General features: G+C 42.7%; 20 protein-coding genes and 2 riboswitches. Of the genes, 3 read left to right on the top strand and 17 right to left on the bottom strand.

The genetic code is table 11. The features are described 5' to 3' along the window. Positions 1 to 8: 8 nt before the first annotated feature. The 13 genes from ACTWQL_RS22460 to groES all read right to left on the bottom strand — a co-directional run bounded on the left by ACTWQL_RS22460 (position 9) and on the right by groES (position 16392). Positions 9 to 1130 carry an AAA family ATPase gene (locus tag ACTWQL_RS22460; RefSeq protein ID WP_443144603.1) on the bottom strand — a complete coding sequence of 374 codons (1122 nt, stop codon included), beginning with the start codon at positions 1128 to 1130 and terminating at the stop codon, positions 9 to 11. Between the two features lie 14 nt (positions 1131 to 1144). Beyond that, positions 1145 to 1909, bottom strand: a complete 765-nt coding sequence (cpaB, locus tag ACTWQL_RS22455) for a Flp pilus assembly protein CpaB (protein WP_443144602.1) — start codon at positions 1907 to 1909, stop codon at positions 1145 to 1147. 15 nt (positions 1910 to 1924) lie between these two features. Continuing rightward, entirely contained in the window at positions 1925 to 2662 is a 738-nt protein-coding gene (locus ACTWQL_RS22450; protein ID WP_443144601.1) for a hypothetical protein, read from the bottom strand. A 597-nt stretch (positions 2663 to 3259) separates the two neighbouring features. After that, positions 3260 to 4555, bottom strand: a complete 1296-nt coding sequence (locus tag ACTWQL_RS22445) for an NCS2 family permease (RefSeq protein ID WP_443144600.1) — start codon at positions 4553 to 4555, stop codon at positions 3260 to 3262. Between the two features lie 232 nt (positions 4556 to 4787). Next, positions 4788 to 4889, bottom strand: a riboswitch (purine riboswitch). A 125-nt stretch (positions 4890 to 5014) separates the two neighbouring features. Next, a complete protein-coding gene (gene guaA / locus ACTWQL_RS22440; RefSeq protein ID WP_443144599.1) occupies positions 5015 to 6553 on the bottom strand; it encodes a glutamine-hydrolyzing GMP synthase in 1539 nt (512 codons plus the stop codon). A gap of 226 nt (positions 6554 to 6779) precedes the next feature. Continuing rightward, positions 6780 to 6881, bottom strand: a riboswitch (purine riboswitch). A 39-nt stretch (positions 6882 to 6920) separates the two neighbouring features. Further along, a complete protein-coding gene (locus ACTWQL_RS22435; RefSeq protein WP_443144598.1) occupies positions 6921 to 9140 on the bottom strand; it encodes a transglutaminase domain-containing protein in 2220 nt (739 codons plus the stop codon). Then, positions 9127 to 10392: a DUF58 domain-containing protein gene (locus tag ACTWQL_RS22430; RefSeq protein ID WP_443144597.1), complete on the bottom strand. Its 1266-nt coding sequence runs from the start codon at positions 10390 to 10392 to the stop codon at positions 9127 to 9129. The genes ACTWQL_RS22435 and ACTWQL_RS22430 overlap by 14 nt, the downstream gene beginning before the upstream one ends. Then, positions 10389 to 11363, bottom strand: a complete 975-nt coding sequence (locus ACTWQL_RS22425; RefSeq protein ID WP_443144596.1) for an AAA family ATPase — start codon at positions 11361 to 11363, stop codon at positions 10389 to 10391. The genes ACTWQL_RS22430 and ACTWQL_RS22425 overlap by 4 nt, the downstream gene beginning before the upstream one ends. Positions 11364 to 11850: 487 nt before the next feature. Beyond that, entirely contained in the window at positions 11851 to 12159 is a 309-nt protein-coding gene (locus ACTWQL_RS22420; RefSeq protein WP_443144595.1) for a WGxxGxxG family protein, read from the bottom strand. 757 nt (positions 12160 to 12916) lie between these two features. After that, positions 12917 to 13663 carry a hypothetical protein gene (locus ACTWQL_RS22415; RefSeq protein WP_443144594.1) on the bottom strand — a complete coding sequence of 249 codons (747 nt, stop codon included), beginning with the start codon at positions 13661 to 13663 and terminating at the stop codon, positions 12917 to 12919. Between the two features lie 225 nt (positions 13664 to 13888). Then, entirely contained in the window at positions 13889 to 14068 is a 180-nt protein-coding gene (locus ACTWQL_RS22410; RefSeq protein WP_443144593.1) for a hypothetical protein, read from the bottom strand. Positions 14069 to 14396: 328 nt separating this feature from the next. Next, the gene (groL, locus tag ACTWQL_RS22405; RefSeq protein WP_261134608.1) at positions 14397 to 16040 is read right to left on the bottom strand and encodes a chaperonin GroEL; all 1644 of its coding nucleotides are present in this window, start codon (positions 16038 to 16040) and stop codon (positions 14397 to 14399) included. Between the two features lie 67 nt (positions 16041 to 16107). Then, positions 16108 to 16392 (bottom strand): co-chaperone GroES, encoded by a 285-nt coding sequence (groES, locus tag ACTWQL_RS22400; protein WP_221569110.1) that lies wholly within the window; start codon positions 16390 to 16392, stop codon positions 16108 to 16110. Positions 16393 to 16618: 226 nt separating this feature from the next. Here groES and ACTWQL_RS22395 point away from each other — a divergent pair, with 226 nt between their 5' ends. Together ACTWQL_RS22395 and ACTWQL_RS22390 are read left to right on the top strand one after the other, a co-directional pair. Further along, positions 16619 to 17332, top strand: a complete 714-nt coding sequence (locus tag ACTWQL_RS22395; protein ID WP_443144592.1) for a lysostaphin resistance A-like protein — start codon at positions 16619 to 16621, stop codon at positions 17330 to 17332. Beyond that, positions 17329 to 17535 carry a YdiK family protein gene (locus ACTWQL_RS22390; protein WP_443144591.1) on the top strand — a complete coding sequence of 69 codons (207 nt, stop codon included), beginning with the start codon at positions 17329 to 17331 and terminating at the stop codon, positions 17533 to 17535. The genes ACTWQL_RS22395 and ACTWQL_RS22390 overlap by 4 nt, the downstream gene beginning before the upstream one ends. 281 nt (positions 17536 to 17816) lie before the next feature. Here ACTWQL_RS22390 and tatC read toward each other — a convergent pair whose 3' ends face one another. Genes tatC through moaC form a run of 4 tightly spaced genes read right to left on the bottom strand, consistent with a single transcriptional unit; the run spans position 17817 to position 19997 of the window. Continuing rightward, the gene (gene tatC, locus ACTWQL_RS22385; protein WP_443144590.1) at positions 17817 to 18572 is read right to left on the bottom strand and encodes a twin-arginine translocase subunit TatC; all 756 of its coding nucleotides are present in this window, start codon (positions 18570 to 18572) and stop codon (positions 17817 to 17819) included. A gap of 18 nt (positions 18573 to 18590) precedes the next feature. After that, positions 18591 to 18788, bottom strand: coding sequence for a twin-arginine translocase TatA/TatE family subunit (locus tag ACTWQL_RS22380; protein ID WP_443144589.1), 198 nt, complete (start codon positions 18786 to 18788; stop codon positions 18591 to 18593). A gap of 34 nt (positions 18789 to 18822) precedes the next feature. Further along, the gene (locus ACTWQL_RS22375; protein ID WP_443144588.1) at positions 18823 to 19461 is read right to left on the bottom strand and encodes a redox-sensing transcriptional repressor Rex; all 639 of its coding nucleotides are present in this window, start codon (positions 19459 to 19461) and stop codon (positions 18823 to 18825) included. A 56-nt stretch (positions 19462 to 19517) separates the two neighbouring features. After that, positions 19518 to 19997: a cyclic pyranopterin monophosphate synthase MoaC gene (gene moaC, locus ACTWQL_RS22370; protein ID WP_443144587.1), complete on the bottom strand. Its 480-nt coding sequence runs from the start codon at positions 19995 to 19997 to the stop codon at positions 19518 to 19520. Positions 19998 to 20308: 311 nt separating this feature from the next. On the opposite strand from moaC, the gene ACTWQL_RS22365 reads away from it, so the two are divergent. Then, positions 20309 to 22240 (top strand): ABC-F family ATP-binding cassette domain-containing protein, encoded by a 1932-nt coding sequence (locus tag ACTWQL_RS22365; RefSeq protein ID WP_443144586.1) that lies wholly within the window; start codon positions 20309 to 20311, stop codon positions 22238 to 22240. Positions 22241 to 22289: the final 49 nt, after the last annotated feature.

Below are 22289 nucleotides of genomic sequence, written 5' to 3'. Positions count from 1 at the left end.
CCACCTTTTTAAAGCAAAACTTTATCGACAAACAGACGGATGTCTCTTGCTGGTTTGAATTGGCCTTTGTCTTTTTCCTTCTTATAAAAGCTCTCCCCCATATTCAAGAGAGGCTGCAATGAAAAGTAGTCAGATCGGATCGAAGCGTCCACTTCTTTTCCAATCAATTTCGCGATGTCTTTTTCACCTAATTCACTTTTCGGATGCGCACGGTTCAACAAGATGGAAAGGTTGCCCCTTGTTCCAAGCTGAAAACGCTCGAACAGCTCCATAGCATACTTGAAACAGCGTAAAGAAAGGCTGTCAGGATTCAGCACATAATGAATCTTTGTCGCTTCATTCAAGCCGGTGAAGCTGACGGTATTGATGCTTGTCGGCAAATCTAAAATCACATGATCAAAATGCGCTCTGCACGTCCGGATGACTTTCGTGATCAGTTCCTCTGTGATGTCTTCCGCTTTAGCCGGGTTGCTTGGTCCTGGAAGTATGTAATTGCCCGTCTTTTCATCGCGTGTTGCCACATTTTCGATATGATTGAGAGACAACTCTTTCAAAACTGGCTGGAGGTCAATATAGGAACGGTTCGTCTTTACGCCATAGATCGTCTCCAATCCACCAAATTGTGCACTGAGATCGATCAGGATGACCCGTTTATCCTTATGGATTTGCAGGGATTGGGCTGTCATCGCTGCTAACAGCGTCTTGCCGCTTCCACCTTTTGCACTGTAAAAGGCTTCAACCTGCCCGCCTCCGATCGAAGCTTCCCCGAAGCTTTCCTGCTGTTTTTTCACTTTTTCCTTAGAAGACTGGATGATTTCATTCAGGCGGGATTGCTCTTCAGGATAGACGACGACGTCGAAAGCCCCGGCTTTCATCCACTCTCTTCCTTCTTCAAAAGAACGTTCCGAAGTGATACCGATTAGAAAGCTTGATGCAGGCAAAGCGAATCCTTCTGCCTGATTCAAAGCTTCACGATCGATGAAGTAGAAAGTATACTTATTCAGGTTTGAAAACGAGCGTTTCCATTGTTCATCAACTTCAGAATCAATTCCATGAGCCTCCAGGATATCGACCAGAGATTGTTTTATTGTTGGATTGGTTGTTATGATCAAGGCTTTCAATTGGCTCATCGAACATCGTCTCCTTATTGCTCATCTTTTTTATCTTCTGATTTTTTATCTTCGGTTTTATCCTTTGCTGCTTCATTCGTTTCTTTCTGCTCCTCAGGCGGCTTTGCTTCTTTCTGCTCAGGCTCTGGGGTTGTTTGTTCAGGTGTTTGCTGAGTGGAGCTGTTGTCTTTGATCACCTGATTGACTCTAAGAACCCGGATTTGTTTAGCCGAATTCTGGGCATGAATCAATCGTTCAGCCTCGTTCACTGGGAGTGAGACCTTGATGGCAGAAGGACCCTCACTTTTACTTTCCATCTGGACCACTTTGATGTTTTGCAGCAATCGTTGGGTAACGACGCCTTTTTCTTTATTTTCCGTGACAGAAATGATATCCACTAGATCTCCTTCAGCAACACTCTGATCGACAATCACGATTTCACTGGGGTTAAGCCAGACGATCCGGTGATTTGCAGGGATATCAATCTTTTTCCTGACTACATTTTTTGTGACAAGGTCTCCTTCTTTCAAATTGACGACCGCAATGGAATCATCAATATCGTCCGATTGTTGGATAAACGACTCGACCTGTGCGTTTTTCGGCATTTCTACCCACGTAATGTCACTCGTCTCAAGAGAAGTATAAGATTGGATATCTTTATCTGCTGCGGCTACTTTCACTGTTTCTCCAAGTGAATCTTGAGCCTTTTGGATCTGGTTGATGATAAAACCAGCTGCTGCAACTGCTAAAATGAATGCAATCGTCAAAAAAATAAACGCTTTTCGTTTGGCATCGATCATTGCTTCGTCACTCCATCAATTTAAGGTAGGTTGAGTTACTATATGTACAAATGGTACGTTGACAGGTAAATTGTCATCTTCTAATTTGTGTTGTTTCACCTGATCATCAATTGGCAGATCACCTGAGAACCCCTTATGAACAAGCCAGGCTTTGGACCCGGAGTCCTCCCTGGGCAAGATGTTCACGATCAATTCTTCCACCGTACCGGATTTTTTGATTTTCGCTTTCCCATTTTCTGAAACAAGGAGTTTGTATGGTTTTGATTTCTTCTTTTTATGAATCGATTTGATATTATTTTTATAAAAAACTTTGGGGTCAGGCGTAATGATCCATTCTTGTATCGTACTGCTTTCTTGTTCAACAAGATTGATGATCGAGTCTGATGATTCATGACTGTATTGAGTTACTTTATCGAGCAGCATATAGAGGGTTGCACGATTATGAAAGATGGGATAGCTAACTAAGGACTGTTGTGGGTACAGCCAATTTTGCAGCCTGCGGATCATATTTCTATCGGTGTAAAATGGATCGTAAAAATAAATGATTTCTGAAGCATCCGATAAATTCTTAAAGAAATGGATTTGGTCCAGCTGGTTGAATGCGGTGATATCTAATGATTTCAAAAAGGTTTTGGACTGATGATCCTGGATGACTTCTTTTATAGGTTTAAGACCCTTTTTCGTGTTCACCGGTTTGATGACTACACCTTCCATTTGAAAGTCACCTAATGTTTCATCGATTACAAGTTTCATAGAAGACATCCTCCAAAAATCGACTGTTTATGGTCTGAAATTACAAAAATTGTTCATATCATAAGGAAAAACTACCAAACAATGACATACCCGTCAAAATTGATTTTAATGTAAAACTGTAAATATTTGTATTTTAATTGATTCCTCCGCACTAACATCTTGAATTCAAGGTATTTTCACTTATCATATCAGGGTAAAAAGGCCTTAGACCATTATTTTTGGTAATTTTAACCTGTTGTTGGATTACGTATATAATTCCTTTAGGACACACCTATCTAAACCTATATTTGTTATATTTATCGATTTTTTATATTTCATTTTTGTTACAAGTATTTTTATTTATCGACTTTTACCAGGACTAAAATCACGTTCTTTCAGGCATAAGGAAAAACATCGGTGAAACATGTTTTTGGAAGGACTTCAGAGGTCAATTTGTTCACTTTCCAACATAATCTGTTCACTTACTGAAATATTCTGTTCGCTTTTAGCAATAATCTGCTCACTATATAGAAAAGCCTTAGTTGCCCTTTAAATGAAATGAAAAGGATGACCTGAAGTATTCCAGGCCATCCCCTGATTCTTTTTTACAAATACCAACTACGCCAGAAAAGCGAAGTACAAGATAAAGATGAAGAACATGAAATACATGATCGGGTGAACTTCTTTCGATTTCCCTTTAACGAGCATCGTGATCGGATAAAGGATGAATCCGAGCGCAATTCCTGTCGCAATGCTGTATGTCAATGGCATGGCGATGATTGTCAGAAAGGCTGGCGCTGCTATTTCGAAACGATGCCATTCGATTTTTCCGAGTACAGCTACCATCAAGACACCGACGATGATCAGTACGGGTGCCGTTACAGAAGGTGTGACAACGCCAAGCAATGGTGAGAATAACAGTGCTAATAAGAAGAAGCCTGCTGTGACGACTGAGCTGAACCCTGTACGTCCTCCGGCTGCCACCCCTGAAGAAGATTCGATATAAGCCGTAGTAGTAGATGTTCCAAGGACCGCTCCGATTACTGTTGCAGATGAGTCAGCCATAAGTGCACGTCCGGCTCTCGGAAGCTTGTTATCCTTCATCAGGCCTGCCTGGGAAGCAACTGCCATAAGCGTTCCAGCTGTGTCAAAAAAGTCGACGAACAAGAAAGTCAATACGACGACAAGCATATCGATGGTCGTAATCTGGTCTAAATGTTTAACCGCTTCACCGAAAGTCGGTTCTAAACTCGGAACCGCACCGACAATACCTGACGGCAGTGGAATCTGTTGAAAAACAAGGCCGACAATTGCAGTGAGGACCATTCCGTAAAAGATTCCGCCTTTGATTCCTCGTACCATGAAAATGACGATCGTGATCAGTCCGAAGATAGCAAGTAACGTATCCCCACTAGACAAATTCCCAAGCTGTACGAGTGTCGAATCGTTATTCTCTACAATTCCCGCGTTTTGTAATCCAATAAAAGCGATAAACAACCCGATCCCGCTTGCCGCAGCAAACTTCAACTCTTGAGGAATCGCATTGATGATGGTTTCTCTGATTTTTAAAACAGTGATAACGATGAAGACAAGACCGGAAACAAGTACTCCAGCAAGGGCGGTCTGCCAGGGAATCCCCATGACCATGACGACGGAATAGGTGAAAAAGGCATTCAAACCCATTCCCGGTGCCAGCGCAATCGGATAGTTCGCCAATAATCCCATGATTAGTGTACCGATTGCTGCTGCAAGGGCCGTCGCTACGAAGACAGCGCCTTTGTCCATCCCTGCATCACCTAGAATCGCCGGGTTGACGAATAAAATATAAGCCATAGATAAGAACGTAGTAAGACCAGCGATGAACTCTTTTCTGTATGTTGTTCCATACTCCTTAAATCCAAAAAAACGATCCATTCCCCAAACACTCCTTTTCCTCTTTGCTTCCCCGGTGCCTGGCACCAAAAAAGAAGTCAATGGTACCAAGGGTTCTCAGATGGTGCCAGGCACACTTTCAAAACCCTTACGTACCAAGGCTTCCAAAATGGTGCCTGGCACTGATAAAAATCGAACAAAAAAGCTTCAGGCATGATACCTGAAGCTTTGACAAACAAGGGAATGGGAACACACCCAATACAAACAAGGTTATCCCAATTGAACCATCCCTCGTAGTCAAGCTATTTACGGTAGCCTGGTAGAAACTTTCGGGCCATATCCCCGACGTTATACGACGATGTTGTTAATCTTTATTTTTCATTAGTGTAATGCGATTGACGAAAAATGTCAACAAAAAACCGAACGTTCATTATCTTGGTTGTTGCTATTGTTCGTTTCCTTCCGCGTCGACACATCCACGTTCTATCCGCTTAATTTGATTTATTCCCATTCGATTGTTGATGGCGGCTTAGAGGTGACGTCATAGACAATACGATTCACATGATCGACTTCGTTTACGATCCGATTTGAAATCCGTTCAAGGACTTCCCATGGGATTCGTGCCCAATCGGAAGTCATCCCGTCAATGGAAGTGACTGCACGGATTCCGACTGTGTAGTCATAGGTTCTCATATCACCCATAACACCAACACTTCTCATGTTCGGAAGTGCAGTGAAGTATTGCCAGATTTCACGGTCCAATCCTGCATTCTTGATTTCTTCTCTTAAAATTGCATCCGAATCCCGCACGATCTTCAGCTTTTCTTCAGTTACCTCTCCAAGGACACGGATTCCAAGTCCCGGCCCTGGGAACGGCTGACGCCAGACGATTTCATCAGGGAGCCCTAATTCCGTACCGACTTTACGAACTTCATCCTTGAATAGAGCATTCAACGGCTCGATCAATTGGAACTTCATATCTTCCGGCAAACCGCCGACATTATGATGTGATTTAATCGTTTGGGCTGTATCTGTACCGCTCTCGATGATATCTGTATATAACGTTCCTTGCGCAAGATAATCGATTCCTTCTAGCTTGGACGCTTCTTCATCGAACACATAGATGAATTCGTTCCCGATGATTTTCCTTTTCTGCTCTGGGTCAGTTACACCCTCCAATTTTCCTAAGAAACGATCCTTTGCATCGATTTTGATGAGATTCATATTGAACGATTCACCGAAAGTTTTCATGACGCTGTCCGCTTCCCCTTTACGCAGCAATCCGTGGTCGACGAACATACAGACGAGCTGGTCACCGATCGCCTTTTGGATAAGCGCTGCGACAACAGAAGAATCCACTCCGCCACTTAGGGCGCAAAGGACTTTCTTATCCCCGACGATTTCTCTGACCTTTTCGATTTCATCCTCGATGAAGTTTTCCATCGACCAGAGTGCTTCACACTTACAGATGTTCATGACGAAGTTCTTCAACAATTCAATCCCGAATTCACTGTGTCTTACTTCAGGATGGAATTGAACGCCATACAGGTTACGTGATGGATCGCTCATGCCAGCTACAGGACATGAAGGACTTGTGACATCCGTCTGGAACCCTTCTGGAGGAGCTACAACCAAATCACCATGGCTCATCCATACTGTTTGTTCTTCAGGCAGGTCCTTGTACAGGTCGTTGTAATTTCTCGAAGCAACCGTCGCTTTTCCGTACTCACGATGGTTCGCTTTTTCAACCTTTCCGCCGAAGTGATGCGTCAACAATTGCATCCCATAGCAAATGCCCAAAATCGGAATGCCCAACTCGAAAATTCGCTCATCACATTTTGGAGAGTCAGGCGCATAGGCGCTGTTCGGTCCTCCTGAGAAAATGATCCCTGTCGGATTCAGTTCCTTGATCTTTTCTGCAGTGATTTTGTGTGAATGGAGCTCACTATATACCCCAAGGTCACGGATACGTCTTGTAATCAATTGATTGTACTGGCCGCCAAAGTCCAGTACGATAATCATTTCTTCAGTTGAATTCATGTCAGCCACCTCTCTAACGGATCTATTATTTAGTTTGTCTACTATCTCGAATCGTACTACCCTTCATTTAGGGTTACTCGTTAACCTTTCTTTTCCCCTTTTTCGATGAGCTTTTTATTCCTAATAGTTGATTTTGCGAAATTAAAAACTAGAAAAAGCTTCACAGAGCCACTTGATAAAAAGAAAAAGAACCCAGACCAATGAAGGCAGGGTTCTGGTTGACATGCACAAACAGGCCTGCCTCCATAGTCAGATCATTCAAGGTGATCTGGTAGAAACATCCGGGCCATATCCCCGAACATATATGAAGGGAGTAGAGTTATCCGTATAAAATATGGATTTATTCTAACAGTCGCCTATGGCGCGGTCAAGGTCGTATCCTTTTAATTAAATTTTCCCACAATTCCTTTGTATCAGACCAATCCACTTGATTTGGGTTGTTGCTATAACGGGTATGTTCATATTTCTTCGTCAAGATCCTCATATCTCCCGTATCAAGGTAACGGTCGACTTCCAATGCATACTCACGCAAGGTTTGCTGCGGACGCTTCTTGATCCCGTATTGCTCCAGCAGCCAAAGCAGTCGATGATACGCATCATTAAACACACGCTCATCATCATCCTTACGTTTTCTGTACCGCCATAGGAAGTATTTATGAAGCCAATTTTTACGGGTCAAGAATCCAACTAAACCTGAAATTACCAACAGTGTCACAAGTGTCAACGAAGTCCATTTCAACCATGTGAGGACTTTATCGAGATCGATAGGGAACTGAAAACCAGCGGATCCAGTAGAGTCATCTTCGTTTCGAGCCTGCTCTTCCTGTTGATCATTTTCTTCAGGCGCATCCACTTCTGCATTTTCTTCCTCATAATCACTTACAAAGTTAGGCAAGTCCAAAAAGCCTTGTGTCGGTTCAAATGGAACCCAGCCGACCCCTTCAAAATAGACTTCCACCCAGGAATGAGCGTTTGAATTCGTGACTTCGTACATACGACGTCCATCTTCAAGTGTCTGTTCATAGTCTCCACGGGTGAATCCCTTGACCCAGCGTGTCGGAATCCCAATCGTCCGAAGCATGACAGCCATGGATGTCGAGAAGTTATCACAATAACCGAGCTTCGATTCGAATAAGAATTGAGCGACATAGTCATCATTGCGACCGGGAACCGCTACGTCTGTCGTATTATATGAAAATCCGTTCGCTGCAAAATACCCCTCCACAGCTTTTGCCTTGCCATAAGGATCTTCTTCATCAGCGGTGATATCTTCTGTGAGCTCTTGGATTTCTTCCGGGAGATCCTCGGGAAGTTGAAGGTAGCGTTCAGTTATTTCAGCCGGATAATCGGTGCTGCTGTTCTTCAGCACTTTTTCAGAAAACTCCGGCACCTTATAATTGACTGTATATTCTTCTAGTCCGGATTCCCCCGCTTGTTCGAAGGTCATCAATTTATTTGTGATCGTATTCATCTGGTAATCCCGCTCTTCTTCACTTTCAACAGACTGAAGTTCGCCAGGATAAACTATGAATGGATACGGGTTATTCCTCAAAACTTCTACTTTTGCTGTCAAATCTTCTGAACGTACATTGTCATCGTAGGTGACAGCATGAATGGAATCTAGTGAGACATCATCCGGTTGAACTGCCTCGCTTGGAGGCTCTGCAGGATTTGTATCCCAGCCTAATCCTGTATAAACTTCTTTCGATTCGACTCGCCAGTAGTGCAGGTCCTCAATCGTGGTCATGAAAACCGGGTTGTCGTCAAACACGAATGGCCCTCCCAGACGACTGTCATTCGTTCCATAGCCGATCTTTTGGATCCCTCCGCCATTACCCGGTCCATCCCCTTCATCTGTCTGGTTTCCGACAGCAGTAATAAACGGTACTGGATCCGGCCATTGCGGTGCAGCTTTTGGAGCGAAATAACCAAGGACAGAAGAAAATGCGATCAATATCGCCAGCGGCACGATCCACATAAGCGGAAACTGGTGTTGGTGGACTCTGAATCCCTTCAATTCGATGATCCGTATGAACCTCAGGATTCCTAAGAGTACGAAACCGATGATCACTGTCCGCACGATTGCACTTGAAGCATCATACATCGTGAACGTATCGACCACCGTTACATATAGAACCGTTATGATAAAAAACAGAAAGATTCTGCGTGCCTGGATGAGCCAGTAATGCATCAAATAGCTGATCAGCCATAACAAGACCAGGAACAAAAACGTTCTGCTGATGCTGGTCATACCTTCCCAATCACGTGAAAATGCATTTTTCAGGCTCCCTGCAAGGTCATCCAATAGATAGCTCACCCACTGGAAATCGAAAAAAGAGACTGGAAAATAGATTGAGTGCAAGGCATAGGCTAAAGCCAAAAGCTTGATTGGGAATGCCACCCAAATCGATAACTCAAAGTATGAGAGTGTAAAAAGAAAGGCTGAAAACAAGACAAAAATTGACAGGTAATCCGTATTTGTAAATGTCGACAATGGACGCAGCCATTCCCAAAACAACAGAAATCCAAGCATATATAAGAGGAATGAACCTACCGAAAACTTATGCTCATTCTCATACTGTGGCATTTTTAACACCTGCCTTCACGACTTCACTAAAGTCGTCATGATTCACTGGATAAACGGTGATCTCGCGTGCGCGCAATCTGGTCAAAAGATGTTTTTCTTCATCCGACAGGATTTTCTGCTTCGCCACATAAAAGAAAATCGTCTGTATTTTATTCGCAGCCATTCGTTCAATCGTATGCACGAATGTATCAGAAAGATCCGGACTGATGATCAGAACAGAAACGCCTTTCGACATCTCATGAACTTCCCTTTTCAAAACATTTGAGAGCGGTGTTTTCGTATCAGGCTGTATCCTGGCAAGATGATACATGAGCTTGGCTTCGAAATTTTGTCCAGATTGAAATGACATGTTCGTATGTTCTTTCGAAACGCTGTGAAATTCGACGGATGTCCCTTTGCTGATCGAATACTTCAATATCGATGCAGCGAGAGAGACAGCCCTTTCAAATGACTGCTGCCCATTCCGCTGATAGCTTGGATGGCTTCCATCAAGAAAAATGACGAAATCATCATTCCGCTGCGTTTCAAATACCTTCGTTACCAGCTTGTTTGACCGTGCTGTCGCTTTCCAATGCAGCCAGCTCAGCTTATCTCCTGGTGTATAATCCCGTATGCTCACAGCAGAAGTGAAATCTTGCTGGGCTTGCTTTCCTGCACGTTTCATTCCAGAAGGATGGGTTTCGAATATATTCCACCCTGCCAACGAATGTGTCTTCGGATAAACTTGTATTGTTTTCTTCAACGGAATTTGTACCGATTTGGAAATGAAACCAAACAAGTCTCCTGATTCCAATGTCACCGCTTTGAACTTATGGATACCACGCGGAACAGGCTTCACGAGGTAAGTGAAGGTGATCCTTCTTTTAAAGAGTGGGAATAACAGGGCTTTAGCTCCCGATTGATAGCTGTATCCCTGATCATCCGCTTGTGGAGCCATCAGTCTTGGCAATTCGTCTTTCACCACTAAAAAGAACAACGGAATCGGCAAACCGCTGGTAATGGTGATGGTTACCTCCATCTTTTCTCCAGCAATGAAATTCAATTTATTGATCTGCCGTTCTACAGAAAGCCTCGATAGACGGAATGTCAATATGAAGACGGTATACAATACAAGCGGTAGTACGGAATAGAACAGAAACCAGCTAACGAATCCACCTTGAAACATCGCATAGGAAAATGAACTCCCTAACAATAGGACGATCCCTATGATCCCGAAAATTGTGCGGTATTCAGCCAGTCTTTTTTTGATCATGCTTTTTCTTTCCTAAGCACCGGGACTGGCGTACGATCCAAAATCTCTTCGACGATCTTCTCGGGTGTGTACCCATCAAAACGTGCTTCAGGCTTTAAAATGATCCTGTGGCAAAGTACGTGCGGCGCTAAATATTTCACATCGTCAGGTACGACATAGTCTCTGTTCAACAAAAGAGCATAAGCTTGTGCAGTCTTCATGAGCGCTAATGAACCACGAGGACTCACACCAAGATGGATTCCGCTGTGTTTTCTTGTCCGGATGACCATGTCGATAATGTATTGTTTTACTGTTTCCTCAACATAGACAGCCTTCACCTGTTGCTGCAATTCGAGCAAATCATCGAGCTGGAGGACAGGCTTCAGATCATCGATCGGATGCTCCCTTTCATTTCTTGTCAAAACCTGAAGCTCTTCGTTCGCAGATGGATAGCCCATATTGATTTTCAGAAGGAAACGGTCCAGCTGCGCTTCAGGCAATGGATATGTACCTTCATATTCGATTGGATTCTGTGTAGCCATGACAAAGAACGGTTTCGGTAAATGATGGGTAAAACCATCAACAGTGATGCTCTGTTCCTCCATCGCCTCTAAAAGTGCAGACTGTGTCTTCGGTGACGTCCGATTGATCTCATCGGCGAGCACAATATTCCCCATGAGTGGTCCTGGGCGGAATTCGAATTCCATCGTCTTTTGGTTATAAACGGATACACCGGTCAAATCCGACGGTAAAAGATCGGGTGTGAACTGGATCCTATTGAATTTCGCTCCAACCGATTGAGCGATGGAACGGACCATCATTGTTTTCCCGACACCAGGCACATCTTCAAGTAAAATGTGTCCCCCGGTCAATAATGAAATGATACTTAATTCGGTCGCTTTTCTCTTTCCGACCATTACTTTCTCTACGTTTTCAACGATTTGTTCTAATTGTGGATGATATGACTCATATCTGATGTTGTTTGCTGCCATTTAATACAATCCCCCTCTAGCAATCTACCTGCCGCCTTGATTCCTGTAAAAGTTATCGAAAACAAGAAGAAACTCATTTAGAATTTTGTCACGGTCATAGGATCAATGATTTGTCCCTATGAATCGACTGATCTATTAACGTTCAAAAGTCTCATCCATTATAATTTCGTAACGAATAGACAAAATCCTTGTTAATTTGTAATATTCACTCATATTGTAACAAATTGGCATGCTGGTGGATACGATTGTATGGAGAATTACACAAAGTGAAAATTTGAGGGGGAAGTGTGGTTCATAGAATCCGGCAGGTTTTGCTCTGATTCCGGCCAGTTTAGCAAGTATTCCGGCCGATTTCACTATTAATCCGGCGGTTTTCAGCACTATTCCGGCCAAAGTTTACATTTTACACTTTTTAAGAGCAGAAACATCCTTGTACCTTAAAACAAAAAAATCCCTATACTCCAAAAGTGGAGTATAGGGTCCCATATCAGTCTGTTACTCTGCGATCGTTTCTTCTTCTAAGTCCTAATAGTCCCAGAAGACCAGCTAGGCCGATCCATTCCCAGTTTCGATCTCTTGGAGCGGGTGTTTCACGGATTCCAACACGATCATCAGCATCGCGAATGCCAACTCTGTCATTGTCCTTATCGGTACGGATACCTGTTCCGATTCGATCTCTGTCGTTGTTTTCATTCATGATCCGATTATCATCATCCATATTAGCTAACGCTGGTGCCCCTAGAGATGTAAGAACAAGCGCTGCTGCAAAAAATACTGCAATTAACTTTTTAGTCATCTTAAAAATCCTCCTATTTCCGCAATTTCTAATGCAGTCATAGATTAACCAAAAAGTTGATCATTATGCAGATGATTTTTTCATTATTTGCTCGATCTAATGATGCATTACAATCCAGCATGCGCATTCCAGAATGTAGCGACATCGTTTTTGAAGATAACATTATACCCCTACCTCTACTTACAGAAAAAACCTCCACTTGTAGGTTCAAAAGCATCGCAGGAACAATGAGACAATACATCGTAACGCCCTGCTTTGTAACGTTAACTATAAGGTAAGGAAAGTGTTGAAATATTAATTTTTGTCGAATCCCAATCAGAATTTGCAGATATTTCTCGGGAAATTTGTTGAGATTTGCAAAATTGTGAAGGCATAGAAATAACAGAAGCGATTTAGCTTCTCTTGATATCACCCTGCGATACACAAAAAACCGCACTAATCAATTGTGGACCTGGGTCAAGTTAATTATGTACCGCTAAGCACAACCCTCATTAGTGTGCATTATTACAAGTGGGAGTTCATGTATCGCCTGTCGATATACATGCACCCATCATAGAAACAAAGTTATCGATTTAAACGTTTTAAATAAGTATCGATATCGCCTGTCGATACAAAACAAAAAGAACCGACCAAACATTTTGACCAGCTCACCATGTATATATTCTATTTTTCCTGTTTAAAAATTTTCATTGTTCATATGCATATCGCTTACCGCTCTCCCAATTTTCTTGTAACTGAGTTTAACTGATACATCAGGCTATTTACTTCGGAATAAAGAGAAAAGCCCGTTCCGTTTTCCTTTGGGTTTTTGTTGGATCGCTTCTTCTAATCGTTTGTTGAAATCATTCTGTAGACGCCATTCTTTAATCTGTTCTTGTCTCATATTTCGTAGTTCCTGTTGTAATTCTTCACTTCTTTGCTTTTCTTGTTGCAGCAAGGTTTCATAATGAGTTTTTTCACGTTCCAACAAATCTTCGTAATGAGTCTGTTGTTGTTTGGATAATTTTTCTATCTTAACATTCGTTTTTTGTGCTGAATTTCCGATATTTGAACTAATCGCATGGTGATCATTCTGGAGTCGGGAAACCGTTGTTTTTAGCTGTGCCATATCGTTTGTCAATTGGGCATTCATTTCACGTGTCGCTGAGAGTTCATGAACGACATACTTTAAAACTTCTTTTAATTGGTTAGGGTCGTAGGGCACATTTTCATATGTATCGGTTAGCGCTATGTCTGTTTCATTGGAGCTTAGTAATTTTTCTTTCTGTTGAGAAACAAGCTCTTTCGCTGTATGGTCTAGGGGCTTGTCCGTATCGCGTAACGCTACAAGCGCTTCGATATCAGATTGGACAAAGATACGCCGATCCCCATCTTTCAAAAACTCGTAACCGTTCCGTTCTAAGATTTGCCCATACTTACGGACAGTTGGCGTGGCAATTCCTACTTCTTCTGCTACTTCCTTGGTAGAGAATGCTCGTTCATTCGGTTGTATATCGCGTCGCATGTCGGGCCTCCTTTTCTTTTAAATATGAAGGTTTTCGACATAAATTGCAAGTCATATCGGCAAGCGATACACAATTGTAATACATAACAAAAAGACTACCTCCTTTTCTATAGGAAGTAGTCTTTTATAGATGAGATTTAGATCATTCTAATGACAAAAGTGACAAATCTTTAAAGTATACTGGCATTTACCAACGTAAAATGGACTTTTTTTTAGCAGGTTGTATTACATGATACCTGTACAACTACATTTTTCCCCTTCATCGTCGCAGCAACAAATTTGCCAACTGCCATCAGTACCTAATTCAAAGCAGGTATCACGAGGCTGTGGTTCTTTTTTATCCTCATTATTTTTATTTTTCGCATGTTGTTCCAGAGAGTCATTGTCGTTTTTCCTTATATCCACATCTATGCCCCCTTCTTGAACATGTCTGTATACCGTTCGTAACACAGTACGAATGAAGTCAGACAATATTAGGATAACCTGTTAACGTGGAAGATAGGTATTCCTATTTTGGGGGCAGATTTAATTGCACGTTGCTGAAAAATGCTCCAATTTCAAAGGTTAGAACATACTGACAAAAATAATATGTTCACATGAACTCTAATATAAAAGGCCTGCCATCAGTTCAGTAAACTGATGGCAGACCTTCTGAGATGAGCATCTTTTACCCGCTATGAGGAAAAGTATGAACACACATCTTCCGTTTAATTAAAGGGTTAGGGGGGGTAGATTACATCATGCCGCCCATTCCACCCATTCCGCCCATGCCGCCCATATCAGGCATTCCGCCTCCGCCGTTGTTTTCTTCCGGCTTGTCAGCGATGACTGCTTCAGTTGTAAGAAGCATTGCTGATACGGATGCAGCGTTTTGAAGTGCAGAACGAGTAACTTTTGTAGGGTCTACGATACCAGCGTCAATCATGTTAACCCATTCGCCAGTCAATGCGTTGAAGCCGATTCCGAGGTCTTCACCTTTCAAGCGTTCAACGACAACAGATCCTTCAAGACCAGCGTTGTGTGCGATTTGACGAATTGGTTCTTCAAGGGCACGTAGAACGATTTTCACACCCGTTTTTTCATCTCCAGCTGTTTCAATTGCTTGGACAGCCTTCAATACGTTCACTAGTGCAGTTCCACCACCAGATACGATACCCTCTTCAACTGCTGCGCGAGTTGAGTTCAATGCGTCTTCGATACGGAGCTTGCGTTCTTTCAATTCAGTTTCAGTTGCAGCACCGACTTTGATGACTGCTACTCCACCTGCAAGCTTAGCAAGACGCTCTTGTAATTTTTCCTTATCGAATTCAGAAGTTGTTTCTTCCATTTGCGCTCGGATTGTGTTCACGCGGCTAGCGATCTTTTCAGAATCTCCAGCACCTTCAACGATTGTTGTGTTTTCTTTTGTAACCACAACTTTAGACGCTGTACCAAGTTGACCGATGTTTGCAGATTTTAGGTCTAGACCTAGATCTTCCGTGATCACTTCTGCACCAGTCAAGATACCAATGTCTTCTAGCATCGCTTTACGACGGTCACCGAATCCAGGAGCTTTAACAGCTACTGCATTGAATGTACCGCGAAGTTTGTTCACAACAAGTGTTGCAAGAGCTTCACCTTCAACATCTTCAGCGATGATCAAGATCGGCTTACCTTGTTGTACGACTTGCTCAAGTACAGGAAGTACTTCTTGGATGTTTCCAATTTTCTTGTCAGTTACAAGGATGTATGGATTCTCGAGTACTGCTTCCATTTTGTCAGAGTCTGACACCATGTATGGAGAAGCATATCCACGATCGAATTGCATACCTTCTACCACTTCTAGTTCAGTAGCGAATCCTTTAGATTCTTCGATTGTGATAACGCCGTCGTTTCCAACGCGCTCCATCGCTTCAGCAATCAATTGTCCGACTTCATTGTCACTTGAAGAAATTGCAGCTACTTGTGCGATGGACTCGCGGCCTTCGATAGGCTTAGAAATTTTCTTAAGCTCTTCAACAGCAGCAGCTGTCGCTTTTTCGATTCCTTTACGGATGACCATCGGGTTTGCACCAGATGTTACATTCTTCAATCCTTCACGGATCATTGCTTGTGCAAGGACTGTCGCTGTAGTGGTACCGTCACCAGCTACATCGTTTGTCTTGCTCGCAACTTCTGAAACCAATTTTGCACCCATGTTTTCGAATGCATCTTCAAGTTCGATTTCTTTTGCGATGGTTACACCGTCATTTGTGATAAGTGGAGAACCGAATTTTTTCTCAAGAACCACGTTACGTCCTTTTGGTCCAAGAGTTACTTTTACTGCATCAGCAAGAGCATCCACACCACGAAGCATGGAGCGACGCGCATTTTCACTAAATTTAATATCTTTAGCCATTTTTAAAAGAACCTCCTTGATTGGTTATATGTAGGGATTACCCCTATCAAGAACTCACAGTCAACGCTTACCCAACAATAGCCAATACGTCAGATTCACGTAGGATTAAGTATTCTTTACCTTGATATTTCACTTCAGTACCAGCGTATTTGGAATAGATAACAGTGTCTCCTTCAGTCACTTCAAGAGCAACCTTTTCTCCATTATCTGTTACTCGGCCTGTACCTACTGCAACGATTTTACCTTCTTGCGGCTTTTCCTTTGCTGAGTCTGGAAGTACGATTCCGCTCGCAGTTGTTTCTTCGCCTTCAACAAGCTCGACGATAATACGATCACCTAACGGCTTTAACAAGTGAAACACCCTCCTCAAGGATAATTTTTTAATTTATTAGCACTCTTAACAAGCGAGTGCTAATTCCAGTTTTAATATTAATCAATCTTGATTTTTTTTGCAAGTAGAAAGATGAAATTTTCTTAATTCATTTTTGCTGAATTCATGAAAAAGGAATTTCAGAAGAATCTATGTTAAAATGGGGCATTGAGTCAACGAGAAATCTCGAATGAAAGAGGAGAAAAGTTTGAACAAACGATACGCATGGATCCTAATCATATATATATTGATGCTGCTTTCTGGAATCGTCGGGGGTCAGCTTTTACTCTCATTAGATGTTCCAAGAGAAAAAATTCCCGGACTGTGGAACGTGATCAGCTTTTCCATCGGTCTCATTATCATACTGATCATGTTGATACCGGATATCAAAAATCCGATGTACCGGGATGAGCGGGCGACGATTCCGCAGACCATCGGCTGGGCATTACTTGGTGTCCCGATGGTTTTCATTGCACAAATCATCGCAGCTACGATTGAAATGCAGGTTTTTGGAGTAGAGCCAGGCTCAAAGAACACGGAGATGATCGTAGATTTGACATTATCAGTTCCATTACTGATTCTTGTGGTTTCTGTCATCGGTCCGATCCTTGAAGAAATCGTGTTTCGGAAAGTCATTTTTGGCACAATCTATAAACGAACTAATTTCATCATAGCTGCTTCAATCAGCTCTCTTATATTCGCTGTCGTCCATCGAGACTTCACTCATCTTCTCGTGTATGCAGCGCTTGGGTTCACCTTCAGTTTTTTATATGTGAAAACGAAGCGCTTGATCGTACCGATTGTGGCACATGTTGCCGTCAATACCTCGGTCATGCTTGTACAAGTGGTCTTCCGGGACGAAATACAAGAGCTTGAAAAACAACTACAGAGCACTCAACTTATCATTGGAGGCTTACTATGAAATTTTCACCGACATTTTGGATCTTCGCCTATTTCATCTTAGGCGTGATCTTTACGTATTTAGCGATCTTCTATGCAGGAGAATACGGGGTATGGTCGTTCTGGCCGCTCATCAACATGGCCCTCGCAGCATACGACTTCTTCAATGCATACCGGATGATCGAATTACGGAGAAAGATAAATAAGATGAAAAATAAGAAATAGAAGAGGACTGCAGGCGCAGTCCTTTTTTGATTTTTGGGAATAAGTTTGCCTCAGAGCGGGCTTGTTTTTTTCTGTTCACTTTTCTAATTAATCTGTTCACTTCTTCAAATATTCTGTTCACTTTCCTAATTATTCTGTTCACTCCTCTTCCCATAAAGAAAGCTTGGTAAAGCCAAGCCTTTGGCGATGGCTGAGCCATAGCTGTCCTTATACTGAAGAAAGTATTTAAACTTTCTAACTGTGCAAAAAAAGCGACCACCCTGAGGCGATCACTTTCATAATCATGCACTGTCTTCTTCCTCTTCTGCTTTTGCTGCTGTCCTCATCGCTTTTCGATATGCGAATCCAGAGATCAGGATGCTGATTTCATATAACAGGATCAACGGCACTGTCACCATTAAATGTGAGATGAGCTCTGGCGGTGTGATCAGCCCTGCTACCACGAGCAAGACAAAATAGGAATACTTTCGTATTTTACGAAGTACAGACGGCGTCACCAGCCCTAACCGCGTCAAAAACATGATCACAACCGGGAACTGGAACAGAATCCCGAATGGCAGCGTCAACCTGAATAGGAAATGGAAGTATTCATTGATTCCATACTCTTCTTCTACTCCCAAAAGATCAGCCAGACCGTTCATGAAATCGATGACGAATGGAAACAAAATGAAGTAGGAGAAGGATAATCCCGCTAAAAACAATATGAAGGTAAGCGGAATATACATCAGCGTCGTCTGTCGCTCTTTTTCATACAAACCAGGACTTATAAACGCCCAAAGCTGAAAAAGTGCAATCGGCGAAGTGATCAATAACGCAATCAGAAAGGCGAAATCCAGGAATACCCTCAAAGGGTCTGTCAGATTGAAGACGTTCAGCTCCAATCCAGCCGCCTCAGGGGTTTGCTGCAAATATTGTATAAGCGGCATCGCTAGAAAGAAGCCCGCAATGAACGCTCCTACAAAAACAAGTATGACGATAAAAACCCTTTTGCGTAGTTCTTCAATATGATTTTGAAGTGTCATTTGTTTTTCCGTCATACAAAACTACCTTCCTATCTATTCCTCATCTGTTTTCGTTTGATTGTTCTTCTTTTCTTTCTTTTTATCATCATCGTCTTCTACAAGACCGCTTGTTGCGTTCTTGAACTCTTTCAACGTTTTTCCTGCCGCTCTTCCAAGCTCAGGCAACTTTTTAGGGCCGAAAATCAATAGTGCCACAACTCCGATTATTATCCAACTTCCTGGACCAAGCATCCTGGTCACCTCCCTCAAAAAATGGATGAACAAATTAATCCAACGGGTAATGCTTTAAAAAATAAATTAACGATTGCAACTCAACTGCAAGATCTATGTGATGAATGCGTACGTGTTCGGGTACCGTCAGTCGTGCTGGTGTGAAGTTCAGGATCCCTTTGACCCCGATTCCAACCAATTGATCTGCTACAGACTGTGCGTTGTTAGCAGGAACAGTCAAGATTGCGACGGACACGTCAGCGTCAGCGAAATTCTTCAAATCATCCAAATGATGGATCGGCACACCACTGATATCTGTATCTACTTTCTTTTCATCAACGTCAAAAGCCAACTCGATACGCGTGTTGTCATTTTTCAAGAAGTTATAATGCAATAGGGCTGTCCCCAGGTTTCCTACCCCGATCAACATGACCTTTGTCACTTCATCTTGATCAAGTGTTTTCCTGAAAAACGTCAGCAGATAATTGACATTGTATCCATAACCCTTCTTACCTAGTGCTCCAAAATAGGAAAAATCCCTTCTTATTGTGGCAGAGTCTACTTTCACAGCTTCACTAAGTTCAGAAGAGGATACACGAAGCTTTCCTGATGAAGAAAGATTTTTTAAAAACCGATAGTACAATGGCAGACGTTTTGCTGTAGCTTGCGGAATTTTTTGATCTTCAACGCTCATCGGACCCCTCCATTCGTTATCAGAACATCAACTGAATCTATTGTTTGATCTATGTTTTATCTTTTACGATAATCGCCGCTTTTACCACCTGTCTTTTCAAGCAGGTAAGTCGGGCCGATCACCATACCTTTGTCGATTGCTTTACACATATCGTAGACGGTGAGAGCTACTGCGGATGCGGCTGTCAAAGCCTCCATCTCTACCCCGGTATTCCCCTTTGTCTTGACCATCACATCGATGAGCAATTCATAGCTGTCTTCGATTTTCCAGTCAAACGATACATCTACCGCTTTCAAAGGCAATGGATGACACATTGGAACGATATCAGGAGTCTTTTTGGCAGCCATGATCCCTGCAACCTGGGCCACGGACAAGACATCGCCTTTTTTGACCTTACCACCCTGGATCGCGTTGTAAATTTCTTCAGTCATCTGGACACTGCTTCGTACTCTTGCCGTCCGGACTGTTTCTTCTTTTTCTGAAATATCGACCATCCTTGCGCGGCCCTGATCATTGAAATGCGTGAAATCGCCCACAGAATCACCACCCTAACAGAGACTATACACCCTTTTTTATAAAAAAGTAAGGCATCAAATAAGGGAAATTATCACAAATCCTTGAATATTGTTTGGTTGCCTCAACTTTCTAAGATAAGCTACACTAATAGTAGCTGTTCAAAGGTTCATTATGCTATCAACGAATTAGAAACAAGAAGTTCAAGGCACGATGGTTTTGAGGACCGGAATGTATGTCATTGATACATGAGGACCGGTAAAACCGAGTAACGATGAAATTCGCCGTTTATCATTCGTTGACCTTTGAACCTCAACTACTGAGGTGAACAAACATGATCGTCATGCAAGTCCAAGACATAACTAAATATTTTGGTGCTGACCTTATTTTATCGAATATTAAACTTGAAGTACAATCCCGCGACCGCATCGCGCTTGTCGGCAGGAATGGTGCAGGCAAATCCACATTGCTGAAAATCATCAGCGGACAGCTCTCCCATGATTCTGGTTCCATCATGAAACCGAAAGAAATCGAAATCGGGTATCTCGCCCAGAATGCTGGCCTTGAATCCCATCACTCGATATGGGAAGAGATGATCGGGGTTTTCAGTCATCTTCAACACATGGAAAAGCAGATCCGTACACTTGAGGAGAAGATGGGGAAAGAGCATATCCTGAATGATGAGGTTTCTTATACTAAGGTACTGGCTGAATACGATGCTCTTCAGCATGACTTTCAGCTGAGAGGCGGCTATCAATACGAGAATGATATACGTTCAATTCTTCACGGGTTCCGTTTTTTTGAAGAGGATTATGATAAACCGATCTCTTCTTTAAGTGGTGGACAGAAAACGAGACTCGCTCTCGTCAAGCTGCTTCTCACCCGTCCGGACCTCTTGATTTTGGACGAGCCGACCAACCATCTCGATATTGAAACGCTGAACTGGCTGGAGGGATACCTTCAATCCTATCCTGGGGCACTGCTCATCGTATCCCATGACCGGTACTTTCTTGACAAGGTCGTCACGCAGGTTTATGAAATCTCACGGCAAAAAAGCAAGAAGTATCTCGGAAACTATAGCAAATACCTCGAAATGAAAGCCGAGCAATATGAGCAAGAAATGAAAGAATACGAGAAACAACAGACGGAAATTGCCAAGCTCCAGGATTTTGTGCAGCGGAACATCGCCCGTGCTTCCACAACAAAACGGGCACAAAGCAAACGGAAGCAGCTGAACAAGATGGAAAAATTGGACAGACCTGAAGGCGGTGAGAAATCCGCACAGTTCGGTTTTACAATTGAACGCCCCACTGGAAATGATGTGCTGAAGCTTAATGATGTGGCAATCGGCTACAACAAGGAAATTCTCGCGAGAAACATCAATTCCCAGATTCAAAAAGAAGAAAGCATCGCGCTTGTTGGACCGAACGGAATCGGCAAATCGACGTTGATCAAAACCATCATGTATCCCGAACGTAAATTAAATGGGACAATCCAATTCGGTTCTAATGTGCAGATTGGATATTATGATCAGGAACAGGCGAATCTCAATAGTAATAAGACCGTGTTGCAAGAGCTCTGGGATGAGTACCCTACCCATCTTGAAAAGGATATCCGGACGGTTCTTGGAAACTTCCTTTTCAGCGGAGATGATGTCCTGAAAGGCGTCAATGAACTGAGCGGTGGCCAAAAAGCTAGACTCGCCCTTGCCAAGCTGATGCTGCAGAAAGCGAATGTCCTCATTCTTGATGAACCTACGAACCATCTGGATTTGGACAGCAAAGAAGTTTTGGAAAACGCCTTGATCGACTATCCGGGCACGATCCTCTTCATCTCGCACGACCGTTATTTCATCAACCGGATCGCCACGAGAGTCGCAGAATTGTCTCTAGATGGACTGGAAAACTACCTTGGTGATTACGACTATTATACAGAGAAAAAAGCGGAACAGGCGGAGCTTGAACGGATTGAGGCCGAAGAGCAGAATCAACTTCAGCAGCACACCCCTGCCACAGAGCAGAAGGAAAAATTCCAGATTGATAAGCAGGCGAAAAAAGAAGAGCGGAAACGTCTCCGCCGAATCGAAGAGATTGAAGTGAAAATCGAAGAATTAGAGAATGCAATCGAAACCTATGAAAACGAGCTCAGCAAGCCCGAAGTCTTCCAAGACTATGAAAAGTCCCAGGAATACAATCAAAAGCTGGAAGAATCCAATCAAGAGCTGGAGAACCTTATGGAAGAATGGGAAAGTTTACAATTGAATTAGGAAGGGTAGGTAAGAATGAATGGCTCATTGAGCCTTCATTCTTTTTTAC

The organism is Pseudalkalibacillus sp. R45, from assembly GCF_052246725.1.
GTDB lineage: Bacteria > Bacillota > Bacilli > Bacillales > Fictibacillaceae > Pseudalkalibacillus.
The sequence above is the reverse complement of the archived record's forward strand: the minus strand, read 5'-3'. Positions and strand labels throughout refer to the sequence as shown.